Genomic DNA, 15,317 nt, shown 5'->3' on the forward strand with positions numbered 1-15,317 from the left:
CGGTCTCATCACTTCTTGCGGACGTCGAAACCAGCCGAGCTCCCTTCGGTCAGCAGGATGCCGTTGCGTTCCAACAACGAGCCCTTGCGGAAGTGAACCTGCAGGATCGCCACGTTGTAATCGACCAAGGCGCGCCAGTAGGCGATCTCGGCGTCGGCCAGGCGGCGCTGGGCGTCGAGCAACATGTCGAGGGTAGCGGTGCCCACCTCGTAAGAGCCTTTGACCGCCTCGAGCTGCTTGGCGGCCGCCACCCGGCGATTGGACGTGGTGTGGCTCACCTGGTAGTTGCGGTCCAGATCGCGCAGGGCGTTGGTCAAAAGGTGAAACAACTCCAGTTCCTTGTCTGACAGTTCTTCCTTGTCTGACGGTTCAACGCTACGGTTAAGCCCTTCGGAAAGGACCTCCTTCCAATCGAAGCGGACTTCCTCGCTGGTCGGGTCGTCGGCCGGGCGGATCAGGCGGCCGTCGCTCGGAAGAAGCCCCATCATGTGTCGCAGGCGGCTCTCGGCCGTGTAGAGCTGGCCCAGCGCGTTTTCCGCCTGGGCGCGGAAGAGGAAGTACTGCTCGCGGGTCTGTGCTTCTTTCTCGGCCTCGCCGCCCTTGGCGCCCGTCATGTTCAAGGCGTGAACCTTTCGCCACGTCTGCAACGCGCTGTCGCGTCCGGCCTGCACGGCGTTCAGGTTGCGGTAGTGGTAATAGAGATCCCAATAGGCCCGTTCCAGGTCGCTGACCATGTTCCGCACGCCGGCCTCGAAGTCGGCCAGTGCGACGTCGTCGTCGATCCGCGCCAAGACGAATCGGACATTCGTGCCGCGAACGGCCTTTGAGTCGCCCACCGACCCCTTGGCGTCCTGGCTGGCGCCCTGTTTCAGGTCCGATTGCGGCCTAACAGGCGTGAAGAGAAAACCGCCCATGTTTCGCAGCACTCTGGAGTTCCCCAATGCGGTCCGAACGGCCTCTTCAATCGTGAGATCCCAAATCTCGTGGACATCGGGATTGCTGAGCGTGAGTGGGTCGCGGTCGACGTGTACCTGCTCCACTTGCCGTCCGGCCGGGCCCAAATCCATGATGGGCGCGGCTGGCGGCTCCTTCTTCTGTTCTGCAGGTGCCGACTCCGTCGATTCGGGAGGAGCAGCGCGAAGCATGGCCAGCGGGGCCATCATGGCGGCCGCGAGTGCCGCGCCCAGGCAGACTGCCGACCTGGTGAGCGCCGCCCGACTGCGGCGACTGTCGAGAATGCCGTGGAGACGATCATCCAGTACGCCGCGGCGAGCCATCGGCACGGCCACGAGCGCCGACACCTGCGCATCGGACAGGCCCGTCGCCAGCGCGAGCAACTCGCGGGCATAGTCGCTGGCCCGGGCGCCTGAGGCCAACACGATGTCGTCGCAGGCCCGCTCACGCTCGATCCGCATTTGCCTTGCGGCCAACCAGACGAGCGGGTTGAACCAGTACACGGCGCAGGCGACGTGGGCGACCAGTTGCGTAAGCCAGTCCCAGCGGCGGACGTGAGCCAATTCATGCAGCAGCACCAACCGCCGCCGCTCGTCGGGCCAAGCGCCGGCCTCGAAAGGCACCAGCAGCACGGGCCGCAGCGCACCCCAGGTCAACGGCGCAGGTGCCGATTCGCATTGGCGGAGTTGCACACTGCGGCGCACGCCCAATTGCCGGCGCAACTCGTCGAGCAGGTTCAGCCAGCGACGATCGCCGATGACTTGCGAACGGCGGTGCAAGCCGGCCAGTTGCCAGAGTCCGATCGCCAGCGGAACGAGCGACAGCAATCCGCCCGCCGGCCATGCGATCGCCAGCCATGGCATCGCGGAGCGCGGCGGGCTGGTCGTTTCGATGATGGCAGGCGGCAGATTGTGCGGCTCCATTTCCGAACGAGCGGCGATGGGCGGCAAGATGTTCGCCGCATCATGGTGCGGTGCTTCATCGAGCGGCGCGGGGCGATTCGCCTGCGCGAGCCCGGTGTGCCCCGTTGCGGCGAGCTCCGTTGGCTTGGCGGTCCACTGAGGCAGCCAGGCCACTCGCCAGTCCGGCAGCGCCAGCGACAGGACCGGCAAGAGCAGCAAGCTCGCCACGCTCAGGCACCACACCAGGTGCCGCCAGGCAGCCGAGGCCCGGCCCAAGACCACCGCAACGACCACGGCAAGGAGCACAACGGCCGCGCTTTTGAGCGCCGGGTCCGACAATTCGGATGCAGAAACGAGCGTCAGTAGTGAGGACATGTCAGCGTCCCTCCTTTCGAGCTTGCTGGATGAGTTGCGCCAGGCGCTGGAGATCTTGATCGGAAAGGTCGGCGTCGGCCCCTTGCAACAAGGCGGCGACGGCTTTTTCGAGTGAGCCCTCGAAAAAAGTGTCCAGCACGCGGCGCAGCGCCGAGCGACCGGCCTGGGCGCGGCGGCGGGTGGGGACATAGATATAGCGCCCCTGCTGGGAACGGTGCTTGAGATGCCCCTTGTCGACGAGGATCGCCAGCAGGGCGCGCACGGCGGAGTAGCTGGGCGGGTCGGGCAGGGCGGCACGGACGTCGGCCGCCGTGGCCTCGCCCTGTGCGTACACGATATCCATGATCTGTCGTTCGCGGCGGCTCAGTGTGTCGGCGGGTGCGCGGCTCATAGTTGCTAAAAAATTAGCAGCCAGGCGGGAGGCGGTCAATAGCGCCATGCTGAATTATTCAGCACGCCGTCGTGCCGGGAGGAGGTTTGTCCCTCAATCATCAACTCCCAGCCGGTGAAATCCGAGATTTCGGTCGCCACGCCAAAGTCAGCCGCGAAAGAGCCGATCGCCGTCGACATCATCCTCGTCTGCCGCAAGTGGCTAACTTTCTTCGGCATCGGTGGCAAGGCCCCAGACTCGCATGCGAAACGCGAGCGCGTCGTACAAATCATCGTACGTCATGCAGCCAACTTGCACCGAGTCGACCTTCACCTTGTCCGCTCGCCAGCTTAACCGTTCCTTTTCGTCGCCCTCCAAATTCGCCGACCTGCCGATTAAAAGCAAGCCGCTGAACCGAACGTGTCCGCCGCCAAAATCGCGCGAGAACCGTCGGGTCCGCTTGAAATCGTCCAGCGAACAAAACCAGTCGACGATTTGACTGAAGCCGTGATTGAACCGCGGACTCCAATCTCGGGCTGCCCTGTCGCCGACCCGAGAGAAAACGCTGTTCTGCCTGGCGTCTTCGAGCTCCACGAATAAAAATGCGCGCGGCACTCGATTGCCCACGACGAGGTCCGCCGAAAAATCGCCTACGATGGGAAATTCGAATGCGAGGCAGTCGGCCACCGATCCATGTGGCCCACATGTCCCGACGAGGGCGCAGAGGTGTCGCCGCTCCTTGAAAAACTGCTGAATATCGGCACGTTCGGCGAGTTCGGCACGAGACGCCAAAAGCTCGCCAAATTCCCGCAACTCTTGCGCACCTTTGGCGGGATCGAAATCGACATCCGCCAGTTTCTTCATAGCCCTCGGTGGTCTCCGGCTTTGACCGTCCGCAGAGAATCCTTTCGAGCAACGTCGACGACCGTGATTTGATCTTCGTCCACGGTGAAAAAGATTCGCACGTCCGACGTGGTTCGCAGAACGTAGACGCCATGCTCGTCGTCGGGGAAAACGGGCTTCGAATTCTTTCGGACCTCCGGATCGGTACGCCAGTTCCTGAGATGGTCGAACCAAGCATGCACCCGCCGTCGATCTTCATCGGGCAAGCCCGTTACAGCAATCTTCGCCGCATTCGTAACTGCTACGTTCATGTCACATGCACCTCGCGCGCCGCTGATTCGACAGAATTGGGTGGAACGGTCCTCATTTGATCCTATTCTGTAGGATCGCATTGGACAAGCAAAGAGCATTGCCGTCAGGTAATCGAGCCGCCTCCGCCTGCCGCGGCGCGCGGTTTATGTGCGCTGGCAGCCGTAACGTATCAAGCAGTCATGCATGGCGCGCTGGGCCGCGGCCAGGGCTGCGCGGGCACGCTCGGTGAAATCGTTCGGGCCGCCGGAACCGTTGGCCACCAGCCGCCGCCAAACACGGTAAACGGGCGAACGACTTGCGGGCACGACCCTTGTTCTTCGAAAGTGTTTTCGTCCGATCCCGGCGGCGGGTCAACTGTCGGAATCCGACAGTTGGCCATTGGTGGGGGGCGTCCGTCTTTGTCGCCACCGGTTTCCGGCACGGCCCCAGAAGGCATGGTGCGCCACAATGGAGAAGTTGCGGAGGTGTTTGCGGTAAGCTAAAAAGGAAGTGGAAGGGGCCTGTCAAAAGGCGGGCTGTCACACGCCGGTGCCGTGATCCGAGCCACGGTTGTCCCGTCGAGCGATTCGTGCCGCCATGCCGCCTGTCACGCCCTCCCTGTCCTTCGCCGGCGGCACGTTGCTGCTGAAAGACCTTCCGGCGGCGGGCGTCCGGCGCGTTTTTGGCGATTTACCTTGGACCTGGGACGACCGGACGGCCGCGTGGCGCATCGACGCGATCGAGTATCCCGCGGTCCGCTCGGCGATCGATGCTCGCCGCCTGGCGTGCCACGACACCGTACCCAAGTGGCAACCGGTCCGCTGGTCCAAGATCGAGTTGCCGCCGTTGCGAGCGGAGCAGCAAGCGGCCCTGGCGGCCTGGCAGACCGGGCGCCGCGGACTGGTGGTCATGCCCACCGGCACCGGCAAGACCGAAGTGGCCTTGTCGATCGTTCGCGACCTGGCCGTTTCGACGCTCGTCGTCGCGCCGGTGCGAGACCTGATGTATCAGTGGCACCGCCGCATTGCCGAGCGCCTGGGTTACGAGGCCGGCATCGTCGGCGACGGCGTCTATCGCGTTTCGCCCGTATCGGTGACCACTTACGACAGCGCGTTCATTCATACCGAGCGGCTCGGCGACCGGTTCGGGCTGATCGTGTTCGACGAATGTCACCACCTGCTCGGCACCCTGCGCCGCGACGCCGCACGGATGAGCGCCGCGCCGTGGCGGCTAGGCCTGACCGCCACGCCCGAACGATCGGACGGCCGCCATGCCGACTATGCACGGCTCATCGGGCCGGTCGCATATTCGCTTCCCTTGGCGGCGGTCCGCGGTTCCACGCTGGCCAATTACGAGGTGGTGCGGATACCCGTGTTCCTGGCACGCGAAGAACAGGCGCGCTACGACGCCCTGGCCCGCCAAGTGCGGCAATACGTCTGCCAGCGGCGACAGACTCAGCCCGACTTCGGCTGGGCGGAGTTGTGTGCCGATACGGGCAAGTCGCCCGAGGCGCGACGCGCGCTGCGGGCCTATCGTGCCAAGCTGGCCATCGAAGACCGGGCCGAAGAAAAGCTGCGCGTGCTGGAAGACCTGTTCCGCCTGCACGCGGGAAGCCGGACCATCGTCTTTACCGGCTCGAACGCTATGGCCCGCGAGGTGTCGCGCCGCTTTCTCATCCCGTGCCTGCTCAGCCACTGCGGCAAAAAAGAGCGGCTGGAAGTGCTGCGCGGCGTGGAAGACGGCACCTACCCGGCGCTCGTCGCCAACCAGGTGCTCGACGAGGGCGTCGACTTGCCGGCCGCCAAGGTGGCCGTCATCCTGGGTGGCAAAGGCTCGGCGCGTCAGGCCAAGCAGCGGTTGGGGCGGATATTGCGCAAGGCCGGAAACGAGCGGGCCACGTTGTATGAGGTCGTTTGCACGGGCACCAACGAAGAAGACCGCTCGCGGCGGCGGCGGCGAAACGATGCTTACCAGGGAACACGCCATCGTCGAATATGAGGGCGGCCGCGTCCTGCCCGACCGGCTCGACCGCCGCAGGCACGCCCGCTATGCCGGCTATGCCGAGCGGATGCTCACCGTCTATCGGCACGGCGCGGGTCGAACGCGCGGCGAGCTGCACCGCGCGGTGCGCGACATCTTCATCGACGAGCCCGATTGCCCCGTGCGGCGCATCGCAGCGTTCTGCAAGCTGCTCGACGACGCCAGCAGCTACGATTACGACCGGGCAGGCGACGCGGCCGCACTGCGAAAAAAGGTGTTTCAGCTCGCCGCCGCGTCGCATCCGTTGGTCGCGTCGGCCGAGGGCCTCTTCGGCCGAAACGAGCAGCGGGTCAAGGCGGAGATTGCCGCCGAGCTTGGCAGCAGTTGGGACGACATCGACGCGAGGCTGTTTTCCGACATCATCGACTTCCATCGGCTGCGCGAGTTTGCCGGCTACGTCGACGGCCGCGCTCTTTTGGCGCGTTACAACGTGGCCCAGACCCAGGCGGCCCTGTTCGACGCCGTCGAGATGACGGTCTGGGCGGAGGACGATTTCAAAACCATCTTTCGCTATGCGAAGTTGGCGCGGCTGCTGCACACGGTCCGCCGCACGGCCGACGGCAAGTACGTCATTCGGCTGGATGGCCCCGCGTCGTTGCTGCGCGAAACGCGACGCTACGGCGCGGCGATGGCCCGCTTTCTGCCGGCCCTGTTGGCGTGCCGAGGCTGGCGGATGCACGCGCTCGTGCGTACACGCGGGCAGCAGCGGATCAACCGGCTCGAACTTTCGCCGGCCGACGGTTTGACCAGCCATCTGCCGCCGCCCGAAGAGTTCGACTCGTCTGTCGAAGCGGCGTTTGCCGACAAGTGGGGCGTCGCCCCGCGCGAGGGCTGGACGCTGCTGCGCGAAGGCGAGGTGTTGTGCCGCGAGCAGCACGTGTTCGTGCCCGACTTCGTGCTCGCGCACGACGACGGCCGCCGCGTGTTGCTGGAGATCGTCGGCTTTTGGACGCCCGAATACCTGGAAGCGAAGTTGACCACGATGCGGCGTTACCGCGACGAGCGAATCATCCTTGCGCTGGCCGAAAGCAAGCGCCACGAGGCGTTTGCGGAGCGGTTCGCGGCCGCCGGCTTTTCCATCGTCCGCTTCAAAGCCGCGTTGTCGGTGAAGAGTGTGCTCGACGCGTTGCGGTCGCTTTCGCAGAGATAGGGAGTACCGGCTCTGCTTGTCGGAACCCATTGGCTAAAGCCTCGTCCGGCTCCTCGGTCTGATCGCAAACCGAAGCGCCGATTGCTAGAATCAGGGAGCACTGCATCATCGGCTCCCGGACCCTTTATAGCCTTATCGCCCTCGCGCTGACACGAGCCGCCCCTCAACTGGCTCAGAAAGGAGGATCGCATGGGAATCCAGGACATTAAGTTCACGGGCCTGATCCAGAATCGCAAGCTATCCGAAATCACGGGGCCGGAATTCTTCAACGCTTTGGCGGCTTGTGGCTGGAAAGAGGGCACAGGCACGCATTTCTTCCAGCAGCTTCGCAAAGACGGACCATCGCGAGGCATCAACACGCCGGCGGACCTCGTGCGGGCGATCGCCGCCGGCAGCTCGGAGCCGGGTCGCGACGGGAAGACGATTCATCGGATTTGCAGCCAAACCGCCTACCTGATCTACAACGCGACGACACGAACGCTGATCACATTCAGCCAGGGGAGCCCGTCCGCGAGATGGGACGTCGACAAGGCGATTCAGCATCTGAGATCGAAGGCCGGATCGCCCTATGGCGTCGGCAAATGCGCGACGTTCGTCCGGGAGGCAATTGAGGCCGGCGGATTAACCATTTCCCGGACCGGGTCAGGGGCCGCAAAAGACTATGGCCCTCGGCTGACCCAAGCCGGCTTCGTCGCGCAGATGGGCGCTGGCACGCCTTACCAAACAGGCGATGTCGCCGTTATCGACGGATTTACGAAAGCTGCCGCCCAGGGCATCAAGAAAGATCACATCGACGGGCACGTGGCGATGTACGATGGCACGCAGTGGATCTCGGATTTCAAGCAGGTTGGCCTATCGCCCTATCCGGGCAGCGACTACGAGCGGGCAAAGCCAAAGATCGTGATCTACCGATACGGACGGTAGCCGCGATCACGAACAACGTGAACAGGCGAAGGCGAACAGGCCGAAGATCAGCGACCAGGCCAGGCCCGAAATGATCGGGGCGATGATGATCGGCATGGCGCCCAGCATCGCCGCACTGGCGGTGAACAGAATCGGCCGCAAACGCACGACGCGGCTTTCCATGATCGCGTCGAACAGCAAACGACACGCGTGTCGCGTCGCCCCGGCGCCGACAAGCGACGTGTCACGCGGTTGGAACGTCGAGGCGCTCGCGCACAACCCGCCATGTGTGCGCGAGATTGAAGGAAAGGTCACGGACGCCGACACGGGCGAACCGATCAAAGGCTGCGTCGATTACCTGGCATTGAGAACAAACAAGAACATTCCACAAGAATTCGGACTTCAAGACGGTTGGGAATCGGAACGCTTTTTGACCGACGCGGGGGGCCGGTATCGCGCGGCCGGATTGCCGGGGCCGGGAGTGCTGCTGGTTCGTTCGTTCGGCAAAACGATTTATCCTCTGAGCGTGGGGGCGGAAAAAATCGAGGGCTACGATCCCAAGAGCAACTTCATACCCACGACCCCGACGGGCATGCCCCTTTCCAATTGGCACCTCGTTCAGTTCATCGATCCGGGCGTGGATGCCGACTCATATACCTGCGACATGACGCTTTCGGCTGGAATTTCGTTGGTCGGACGGATCGTCGGGCCGAACGACTCGCCGGTCTCCCACATCGAAGCCTTGGGACTGGTCGAAAAGGGCCCGTTCTTCGAGTCCTTGATGGACGACAAGTTCACGCTGACCAATTACCAACCTGACGTGCCGCGAAACCTGTTCTTCAAAACGGGTGATGGGGCCTTGGTCGGACTCTTGCATCTGGAGGGCAAGCCGCCCGCCGACTTGACCGTTCGCCTGCAACCCTCGGTCACGGTCCGCGGAACGCTGATTGAAACCGAAACCGAAGAACCGGCCGCGGGATATGGTATCTATTGCAACTCGTCGAAGCACGGCAACTTCCGGATCGAAGACACGACGACGGACAAGGAAGGCGGCTTCGGAATCAAAGGGCTGATGGCCGGAAACGTCTACGAAATGAACGCGTTCAATGTCCAGCTTTTCTCCAGTGGAAAGAACTGCTTCACGATCGACCTGACGGAAGCCAAGCCCGGAGATGTGGTCGAACTGGGTGACGTTACGGGCAAGAACGCTAAGCGGAAGGAATAGGCAGGGTGAAGAGGCGGTCTTGCCGCCGCTCGACGCATGATGCTATGCTGCTTGCGTAAAGGCCGTCGCGCAAGGAGGTACCGTCATGTTCAAGCGTTTCCTTTGCCTGCTGGGAATTGCGGGGCTTGTTTTGCTCTCGGCAGCCTATGCTGTCGACCACAGCGCCGCCGATGCCGCCGCAGATGGATGGACCGGCCGGTTCGTGTTGGCCAAATCGCCGGCGGTCGTGCTGCGCGAGGCCCCCGACGGTAATTCGGCGACCATCCAACTGTCGCTAACGGGCATCTGGCTCGAGGTGCAGCAAAAGGAGGGCGACTGGCTGAAATTCGCCGAAGGTTGGCTGCCAGTGAGCGACGTCATGGGCGAAGAGGGCGTCGTCGAGCATTTCACGGCACAGCTCAAACAGGGCGAAAGCGTTTTCAGTTATCTTGGCCGGGCGCGCGGTTGGTTGAATCAAAACGACTTCGGCAAAGCCGAGGCCGACGTCAGTGAGGCGCTGCGTCTGGAGCCGCAGAACGCTCGCGCTTTCTTCGTGCGCGGGAAAATCGCCGCTAAACGGCAGCGTAACGACGAAGCGCTGGCAAACTACGACCGTGCGCTGGATTTGTCTCCACGCGGTGCGGCGGTGCTCGCCGAGCGTGGCGTGCGGCTGATGAACCTGGGTGAAGACGAGCGCGCGATTCGCGACTTCGACGCAGCCATCGAAGTAAACCCGGCCGACTCTCACTCTTGGGCTATGCGAGGCTGGTGCCGCTCCAACAAGCGCGAGTTCGAAAAAGCCTTGGCCGATTTGGCGGAGGCCGTGCGGCGAAATCCCCGCGATGCGTACGTGCGCGCTGCCCATGCGGTGGTTTATCTTCGAAACCAGAAACTTGATGAGGCCCTGGCAGAGGCTCAGGAGGCGCTGCGGCTCAATCCAAAGCTCGGCGAAGGATTTGCCACGCGCGGCGCCGTGTACGCATTCCAAGAAAAACTTGACGAGGCCCTGTCCGACCTGAATGAGGCGATTCGATTGGGCGTGGCAGCGGCATCTACGTTCTCATATCGCGCCTACGCCCATTCGCTGAAGGGGAATCTCGATGCGGCGGCGCTCGACTATACGCAAGCCATCTCGCTGAAAGCCGACGATGCCGGTCTCTACTTTCGACGGGCCGAGGTGTGGGCCGGCAAGGGCGACAATGCCAGCGCCATCGTCGATCTCGGAGAATGTCTGAAGCTGGCGCCGCAGACCGTCGAGGCTTACGTTCAACGGGGCCGCTTGCGGAGCGAACCGGATGCGGACGGCGCCCTGCCCGGTGCGGCGCGCCTGGACGAAGCCCTCGATGACTTTCAGCAAGCCTTGCGGCTTGACCCGCGGCACGTGGATGCCCTGATCCACCGGGCCTATATCTGGTCGGCAAAAAATGAAACCGAGAAGGCCCAGGACGACCTCTCCGCCGCCATTCGCATCAATCCCCACGAGAGCGAGGCTTATTGCCAGCGGGCGGGAATTCACACGTCGCGCGGCGAATACGGTGCGGCGATCGAAGACTTGACCGCCGGCATCGGCGCCGAGCCGACGAAGACCGCCTGCTTGCTCGATCGCGCGGTGGCCTTCGCATTGAAGGGCGAATACCAGAAAGCGATCGACGATTGCCAGGCGGTCCTGAAGATCGAACCGAACAACACGATCGCTTACTTTCATACCGCGATGGCGTGCTCGTGGGGTGACCGAAGTGAGGAGGCCTATGAAGCGTATAGCGCCATTTTGCGGATCGATCCGGACGATGCGGGCGCTCTCGAGTCGAGGGGCCACGTAGCAGCTAGGCTAGGCAAGTTTGACATGGCCCTGGCCGATTTCGAGCGGCTGAGGCAGATGAAGGGACACGAGGCTGAGGCGATCCGCGCGCGCTCGCAAGTCTGGGAGTATCAGGGTCAGTGGGACAAGGCGGCGGCCGATTTGACCGAGGCCATTCGGCTCAAGCCCGACGACGCCGAGATGCTCCGCCAGCGGTCAGCCTGCTGGCTACAACTTAAGAAGTTTGACAAAGCGATTGCGGGTGCGAAGGAAACGGTGCGGTTGGAGCCGAATTCAGAGCTGGCCTTGCAGACGCTTCATGTAGCTCAAGAGGCGAAAGCGGGGCGCACCGTCGTCCGGCCGCCAATCATGGGCGCGACGACCGAAACGATAACGATTAATGATGCAGTGTTGGGGAATAGCGAAGCCGGGCCGTTGACGCCTTTGTACGACCTTACATTGCAGGGGCCGGCCGGTTTCCAGCTCGCTCTTGAAGGCGCTCAAATGGAGGAGTTCGAAGACAACGCGGCGCCTTTTCCGCAGCGAGTGCCGATGTTCGACCAAGGCATGGCGCGTTTCAAGCTTGCGGCCGACAAAGAATTGGCGAAAGATCTCTTTGGGCGGATCGAGTCGGCACATTTATCGCCCGAGGAGGCTGCGCGTTGCAACAAGAAGGCCCCGTCACTGCAACTCACGAAGGACAACCTCCATATCGCCAGATCCGGCACAGACGTGATCAAAGTGCTCGTGCTGGCGCATGCCGGAAACGAGCCCGCGAGCGAGCCTGAATTCGAAGTTCTGACGAGCACGGCAACGCGGCGTCTGCCCGAATTGCTCAGCGAGGCAGCGCGCCGCGGCACCGTCATCGCGGCGCTTGACCTGAGCGAGCACCTGCCACCTCTGACGCCATTTTTGCCTTCGCAGCTTTTGCCTTTGACGCCCAATGACCGGTTCGTCCGTTTTACGCTCCGTGGTCCCCAAGGACTGACGCTGGCGCATGAGTTGCCAGTCCCAGGAAAGTTCGACGAGCAGCCGCAGCCGGTAGCGGCCCATTTTGCGTTCTTGCCCGGCATCGAGATGCGGTTTCAGCTAAAGGGACCGCCGATACCCGCGGGTACACCTCTCTACGGCTGGCTGTCAGTGAGTGGTCCTTGGCCGACGGAGCTTGGCCCGCCGGGAAAAACCGAATTGCTGATCGACCCGACCGTCCGCCCGGAAGCGTTCAGGTGCGGTTCGGCGCATCGGTCGATGAAACCGAATGCAGGTTGCCGAAGCGCCGCCAACCAGCGACGCACGACTGGATGTCTCTTGTCGCGGTCGGTGCGGTTGGCTGCGGAGGACGATGCCACTGCCGCACGATCTCGTCCAGTCTCGGTGGGTAGCTGAACGGGACAGGTCCAATATCGAAACACTCAACGTGGCACGAGCACGACAGCCGCCGACTCGTGTGCGCAAAACGGGGCGCAGCTTGTTTGGAGAACGATCTGCGCCCTCTCTTCGCCCGCTGCCACCGGGTTTCGCCGCCGATCGGCAAATCCCTCGCGTTGGAGCGTTGTCATCGCGACTTGGCGAGCATCGCGCTCGGCCTGATCGAGCCGCCACGGCCGGCCGCATCGTCTGGGCTGACGAAACGACCGCCTCCTAGAAAAACCCCTTGTTGATCGAAACGGCCAGTTTGCGTCCGTCGATAATGGCTTTGAGCCGGTTGTGAACAAGAGCCCGCAGCCCGAGAAGCGGCAGCCTCGGACTTAGAAGATCGTCGCGCGGATGAACTACAATGCCTTCGGGCAATTCGAGTGGGACCGGCGGCGTCGCCAAAAGCTCGTCCCGATGCCCCTTCAAATTGCGATGTAAGCCCACGCCTGCCCGGCTTAAGAAGACCGGGCGGTTGTTCAGCGTCGTGCGGCCAATTTCCTTGAGAGCACTGTGCAGGATGCCAGCCCAATCGCGAAGCTGCTCCTCCTTGATCGAAAAGTTCAGCGAATGCCCGACGTCGAGAATGGCCGGAAAGGGCCGCGAAACGGCCGTGCCGACTCGGATGCTCACCCAAAGAATGATTTGATAGGGTCGGATCTCCACCCGCGACGGTCACCTGTGTCGCCGCTCTGTAAAAAGGGCATTGGCGAATGATGGAGCTCATTGATCCAGGTAGAGGTGGACCTCCCCGGCCTCGTAAAACGACGGGTCGGTTTGTGCGACTTCGAGAAGAGCTTTCATCTTCTCGAGCTGATCGGCTGAGATGACATAGTAGGTTTGCGGTCCATCCTGGATGGGCACCGCGCGGCCGGCTTCGAGCGCCTGCCGTTGTTCGTCGACTACCCCTTCACGGACCGCCAGGGCAGCAAAGTGCGCCCGGCGCTTGTCGTGCAAGCAAGATCGGAGACATGCCACCGGTTCTTCTGCGTCAAATCGACGCCTGCCTCCAAGGCCGCATTGGATCTGCCGTAGTCTGCCGCGTCTCCGCCATCACGAATTGGCGGCGTACGTTGATCGCTTTCACAACCTGCCGCGAAGGCGCCACATCGCGGTCGGGCAAGGGATACTCAGTGATGTACTGGGTGAGATGGCGCCTGCGCTGCGAATAAAGCTTGTTTTGAAAGGCCAGGTCGTGGTAGCGCGAGATCAAGGCACTGGGGTGCCGCGGTCCAAGAGGGAGCGGCCAAAGCGGGGGTGGCAACGGTTGCCGCCGGCCGATCGCGCAGGTATATGGTGACGAGCATCAAGCAGATTCCCAATCAGGCGCAAGACGAGAGAGCCGCCGCCTGATTTCTTCCTTATTGAAGCTCGTGCCAACGACTTGGCGGCCAGTAAATCCAGCGGACGACTCCCAGGATGTCCTCGGTTGGCACGCCGCCGAAGAAACGGGAATCAACTGAGCGAGCGCTGTTGTCGCCGAGCATGAAGCATTCACCGGCGGCCAGCACGAGTGGTTGGCTCGGTTCGCCGTAAAACGGTTCAAAGCCGATCTCGCTGTCCACGTAATAGACGTCGCGGTGGACCGTGATGCGACGCAGGTCGATTGAGCAGTCGCTTGCCGCAATCGCGATCCGGCAACGAAAGTCAGATGTCTCGATGCTTGCCGACGATTCGAAGTAATCCGGCTCGAACGTGGCAAGCGCCGCCACATAATTGTTATGCAGCACATAGGCTTGTCCATCGCGGACCGCGAAGCCGAGCGTGTCACCAGGCTTAAGGGACCGATCGAGCCGTCCCGCCGCACGCCCGCGATTGGGCCCGTCCCATTGCGCGACGCCTTTCGCTTCCATCGCCACGTGTCCGTCGCTTTGCAATTCCGCGATGATGCTCGCGCCACCAAATCGCCATTCGAAGCCAAGCTTGCCCGATCCGCTCAGATCGGCGATTTCGCAACTCACCAACACGTCGCCGACGTGGTGCTCATCCAGGTAGCCATTCGTCGGAGTGTGGTCGTTATAGGCGACAAAATCGGTGATTCCGCCGGTGAAGTCGAGCCTGTCGGGGCCGTCGCCGGCGGCGTTCCGCGACCAGCGTCCTCCCTGCTCGCGCCAGCCGCTGGTTTTCTCGCGCGGGCGCCAGCGCGGAGTGTCGTCGCGCAGTTCCTTCGCTACGAGGGCGGTGTCGTTCAACGGCAGCCAAAGATCGGCAGCCACTTGGGGCCCCTTTCGAAGCAGCTTGCCGTTAATAAAGACTTCGCCGCCGGTGATCCCGACCGCTTCGCCGGGCAGGCCGACCACTCGCTTGACATAATTCTCGTCCCGATCCCGCGGATTCACGAAAACCGCCAGCGACCAACGCTCGGTGGGCGTCGTTTTATCGCACAGGATGCGATCGCCGCGAATTGTCTCCGCCTTTACGTCGACGACATGCCGCTCTCGGCAATTCGGACAATTGGTGATGATCTCTTCCCGACGCGGCTCAGCTGCGTTGTTGTGGCGCGCAACCCATGCACTTAGTGAAACGTTGAACCCGCAGCCGCAATTCGCGCAAGCGCGCTTGGCATGGGCGCCGATGATGGTAGGCGCCATGGCGCCCGTCGGCACAATGAAGCCCTCGGCGAAGAGCACCCTGGTGGCCGTGGTCAACGCCGTGTTCACGAGCACCAACGGCACGCTAGCCGAAAGAAACACCGCCGCGGCTCGTCTACCGTTGGTACGAAGGATGATCCTGACCCAGTTCCACTGGATGAGAAGACCGGCGAAGCACAGCATCAGCACGACTATGGCTGTGACGTCGGTGCCTTTACTGGTCCACAGCAAGAGCCAAGCAAGCACCGGCACCACCACCGAGGTGGCCAAAAGCGCCGCGCAAAGTCCAGCGGCCCGCCGTAGGCTCGTCTGGGGCGTCTTCCACCACTGCGCGGCGATATAGAATAGTAGCGTGCCTACCACAAACGACTCTACTAGAGCCGCCACCAGAAGCACAATCAGGCTGGCAAGTGACATGATGTCAAATTCGGTGGAAACGTGAACTCGCCGGTTCCTTACGGCTTTGCCGGAATGCCTAGCGGC

The 15,317-nt window shown here is 62.7% G+C and carries 15 protein-coding genes; 5 read left to right on the top strand and 10 right to left on the bottom strand.

Annotated elements, in window-relative coordinates; all coding sequences use genetic code 11:
• Nucleotides 1-8: 8 nt before the first annotated feature.
• The 6 genes from VNH11_12180 to VNH11_12205 all read right to left on the bottom strand — a co-directional run bounded on the left by VNH11_12180 (nt 9) and on the right by VNH11_12205 (nt 4,061).
• Entirely contained in the window at nt 9-2,231 is a 2,223-nt protein-coding gene (locus VNH11_12180; GenBank protein HVA47116.1) for a M56 family metallopeptidase, read from the bottom strand.
• Nucleotide 2,232: 1 nt separating this feature from the next.
• Entirely contained in the window at nt 2,233-2,622 is a 390-nt protein-coding gene (locus VNH11_12185; GenBank protein ID HVA47117.1) for a BlaI/MecI/CopY family transcriptional regulator, read from the bottom strand.
• Between the two features lie 35 nt (nt 2,623-2,657).
• Nucleotides 2,658-2,840: a hypothetical protein gene (locus VNH11_12190; GenBank protein ID HVA47118.1), complete on the bottom strand. Its 183-nt coding sequence runs from the start codon at nt 2,838-2,840 to the stop codon at nt 2,658-2,660.
• A complete protein-coding gene (locus VNH11_12195; GenBank protein ID HVA47119.1) occupies nt 2,824-3,465 on the bottom strand; it encodes a Shedu immune nuclease family protein in 642 nt (213 codons plus the stop codon). Before VNH11_12195 ends, VNH11_12190 begins: the two co-directional genes overlap by 17 nt.
• Nucleotides 3,462-3,755 (bottom strand): hypothetical protein, encoded by a 294-nt coding sequence (locus VNH11_12200; GenBank protein ID HVA47120.1) that lies wholly within the window; start codon nt 3,753-3,755, stop codon nt 3,462-3,464. Before VNH11_12200 ends, VNH11_12195 begins: the two co-directional genes overlap by 4 nt.
• 144 nt (nt 3,756-3,899) lie before the next feature.
• Nucleotides 3,900-4,061, bottom strand: coding sequence for a hypothetical protein (locus tag VNH11_12205; protein HVA47121.1), 162 nt, complete (start codon nt 4,059-4,061; stop codon nt 3,900-3,902).
• A 271-nt stretch (nt 4,062-4,332) separates the two neighbouring features.
• Between VNH11_12205 and VNH11_12210 the strand changes: the two genes are divergently transcribed.
• The 3 genes from VNH11_12210 (at nt 4,333) to VNH11_12220 (ending at nt 7,849) form a co-directional block, all read left to right on the top strand.
• Nucleotides 4,333-5,733: a DEAD/DEAH box helicase gene (locus VNH11_12210; GenBank protein ID HVA47122.1), complete on the top strand. Its 1,401-nt coding sequence runs from the start codon at nt 4,333-4,335 to the stop codon at nt 5,731-5,733.
• Nucleotides 5,699-6,925, top strand: coding sequence for a DUF790 family protein (locus tag VNH11_12215; GenBank protein ID HVA47123.1), 1,227 nt, complete (start codon nt 5,699-5,701; stop codon nt 6,923-6,925). Before VNH11_12210 ends, VNH11_12215 begins: the two co-directional genes overlap by 35 nt.
• Before the next feature lie 189 nt (nt 6,926-7,114).
• Entirely contained in the window at nt 7,115-7,849 is a 735-nt protein-coding gene (locus tag VNH11_12220; protein HVA47124.1) for a hypothetical protein, read from the top strand.
• Nucleotides 7,850-7,855: 6 nt separating this feature from the next.
• Here VNH11_12220 and VNH11_12225 read toward each other — a convergent pair whose 3' ends face one another.
• A complete protein-coding gene (locus VNH11_12225) occupies nt 7,856-8,011 on the bottom strand; it encodes a hypothetical protein (GenBank protein HVA47125.1) in 156 nt (51 codons plus the stop codon).
• 58 nt (nt 8,012-8,069) lie between these two features.
• Between VNH11_12225 and VNH11_12230 the strand changes: the two genes are divergently transcribed.
• Both VNH11_12230 and VNH11_12235 read left to right on the top strand, forming a co-directional pair.
• Nucleotides 8,070-9,053, top strand: coding sequence for a hypothetical protein (locus VNH11_12230; GenBank protein HVA47126.1), 984 nt, complete (start codon nt 8,070-8,072; stop codon nt 9,051-9,053).
• 85 nt (nt 9,054-9,138) lie between these two features.
• Nucleotides 9,139-12,216 carry a tetratricopeptide repeat protein gene (locus VNH11_12235; GenBank protein ID HVA47127.1) on the top strand — a complete coding sequence of 1,026 codons (3,078 nt, stop codon included), beginning with the start codon at nt 9,139-9,141 and terminating at the stop codon, nt 12,214-12,216.
• Nucleotides 12,217-12,471: 255 nt separating this feature from the next.
• Here the strand turns inward: VNH11_12235 and VNH11_12240 are convergent, their stop codons facing one another.
• The 3 genes from VNH11_12240 to VNH11_12250 all read right to left on the bottom strand — a co-directional run bounded on the left by VNH11_12240 (nt 12,472) and on the right by VNH11_12250 (nt 15,251).
• Nucleotides 12,472-12,876: a hypothetical protein gene (locus VNH11_12240; protein HVA47128.1), complete on the bottom strand. Its 405-nt coding sequence runs from the start codon at nt 12,874-12,876 to the stop codon at nt 12,472-12,474.
• 90 nt (nt 12,877-12,966) lie between these two features.
• Nucleotides 12,967-13,200: a hypothetical protein gene (locus VNH11_12245; GenBank protein HVA47129.1), complete on the bottom strand. Its 234-nt coding sequence runs from the start codon at nt 13,198-13,200 to the stop codon at nt 12,967-12,969.
• 404 nt (nt 13,201-13,604) lie between these two features.
• Nucleotides 13,605-15,251, bottom strand: coding sequence for a S26 family signal peptidase (locus VNH11_12250; protein ID HVA47130.1), 1,647 nt, complete (start codon nt 15,249-15,251; stop codon nt 13,605-13,607).
• Nucleotides 15,252-15,317 lie beyond the last annotated feature (66 nt).

Source organism: Pirellulales bacterium, from assembly GCA_035533075.1.
Taxonomy (GTDB): domain Bacteria; phylum Planctomycetota; class Planctomycetia; order Pirellulales; family JAICIG01; genus DASSFG01.

Coding starts and splice junctions, on each gene's coding strand:
- VNH11_12180 (HVA47116.1), bottom strand. CDS start 2,231: ATGTCCTCACTACTGACGCTCGTTTCTGCATCCGAATTGTCGGACCCG.
- VNH11_12185 (HVA47117.1), bottom strand. CDS start 2,622: ATGAGCCGCGCACCCGCCGACACACTGAGCCGCCGCGAACGACAGATC.
- VNH11_12190 (HVA47118.1), bottom strand. CDS start 2,840: ATGCCGAAGAAAGTTAGCCACTTGCGGCAGACGAGGATGATGTCGACG.
- VNH11_12195 (HVA47119.1), bottom strand. CDS start 3,465: ATGAAGAAACTGGCGGATGTCGATTTCGATCCCGCCAAAGGTGCGCAA.
- VNH11_12200 (HVA47120.1), bottom strand. CDS start 3,755: ATGAACGTAGCAGTTACGAATGCGGCGAAGATTGCTGTAACGGGCTTG.
- VNH11_12210 (HVA47122.1), top strand. CDS start 4,333: ATGCCGCCTGTCACGCCCTCCCTGTCCTTCGCCGGCGGCACGTTGCTG.
- VNH11_12215 (HVA47123.1), top strand. CDS start 5,699: ATGCTTACCAGGGAACACGCCATCGTCGAATATGAGGGCGGCCGCGTC.
- VNH11_12220 (HVA47124.1), top strand. CDS start 7,115: ATGGGAATCCAGGACATTAAGTTCACGGGCCTGATCCAGAATCGCAAG.
- VNH11_12225 (HVA47125.1), bottom strand. CDS start 8,011: ATGGAAAGCCGCGTCGTGCGTTTGCGGCCGATTCTGTTCACCGCCAGT.
- VNH11_12235 (HVA47127.1), top strand. CDS start 9,139: ATGTTCAAGCGTTTCCTTTGCCTGCTGGGAATTGCGGGGCTTGTTTTG.
- VNH11_12250 (HVA47130.1), bottom strand. CDS start 15,251: ATGTCACTTGCCAGCCTGATTGTGCTTCTGGTGGCGGCTCTAGTAGAG.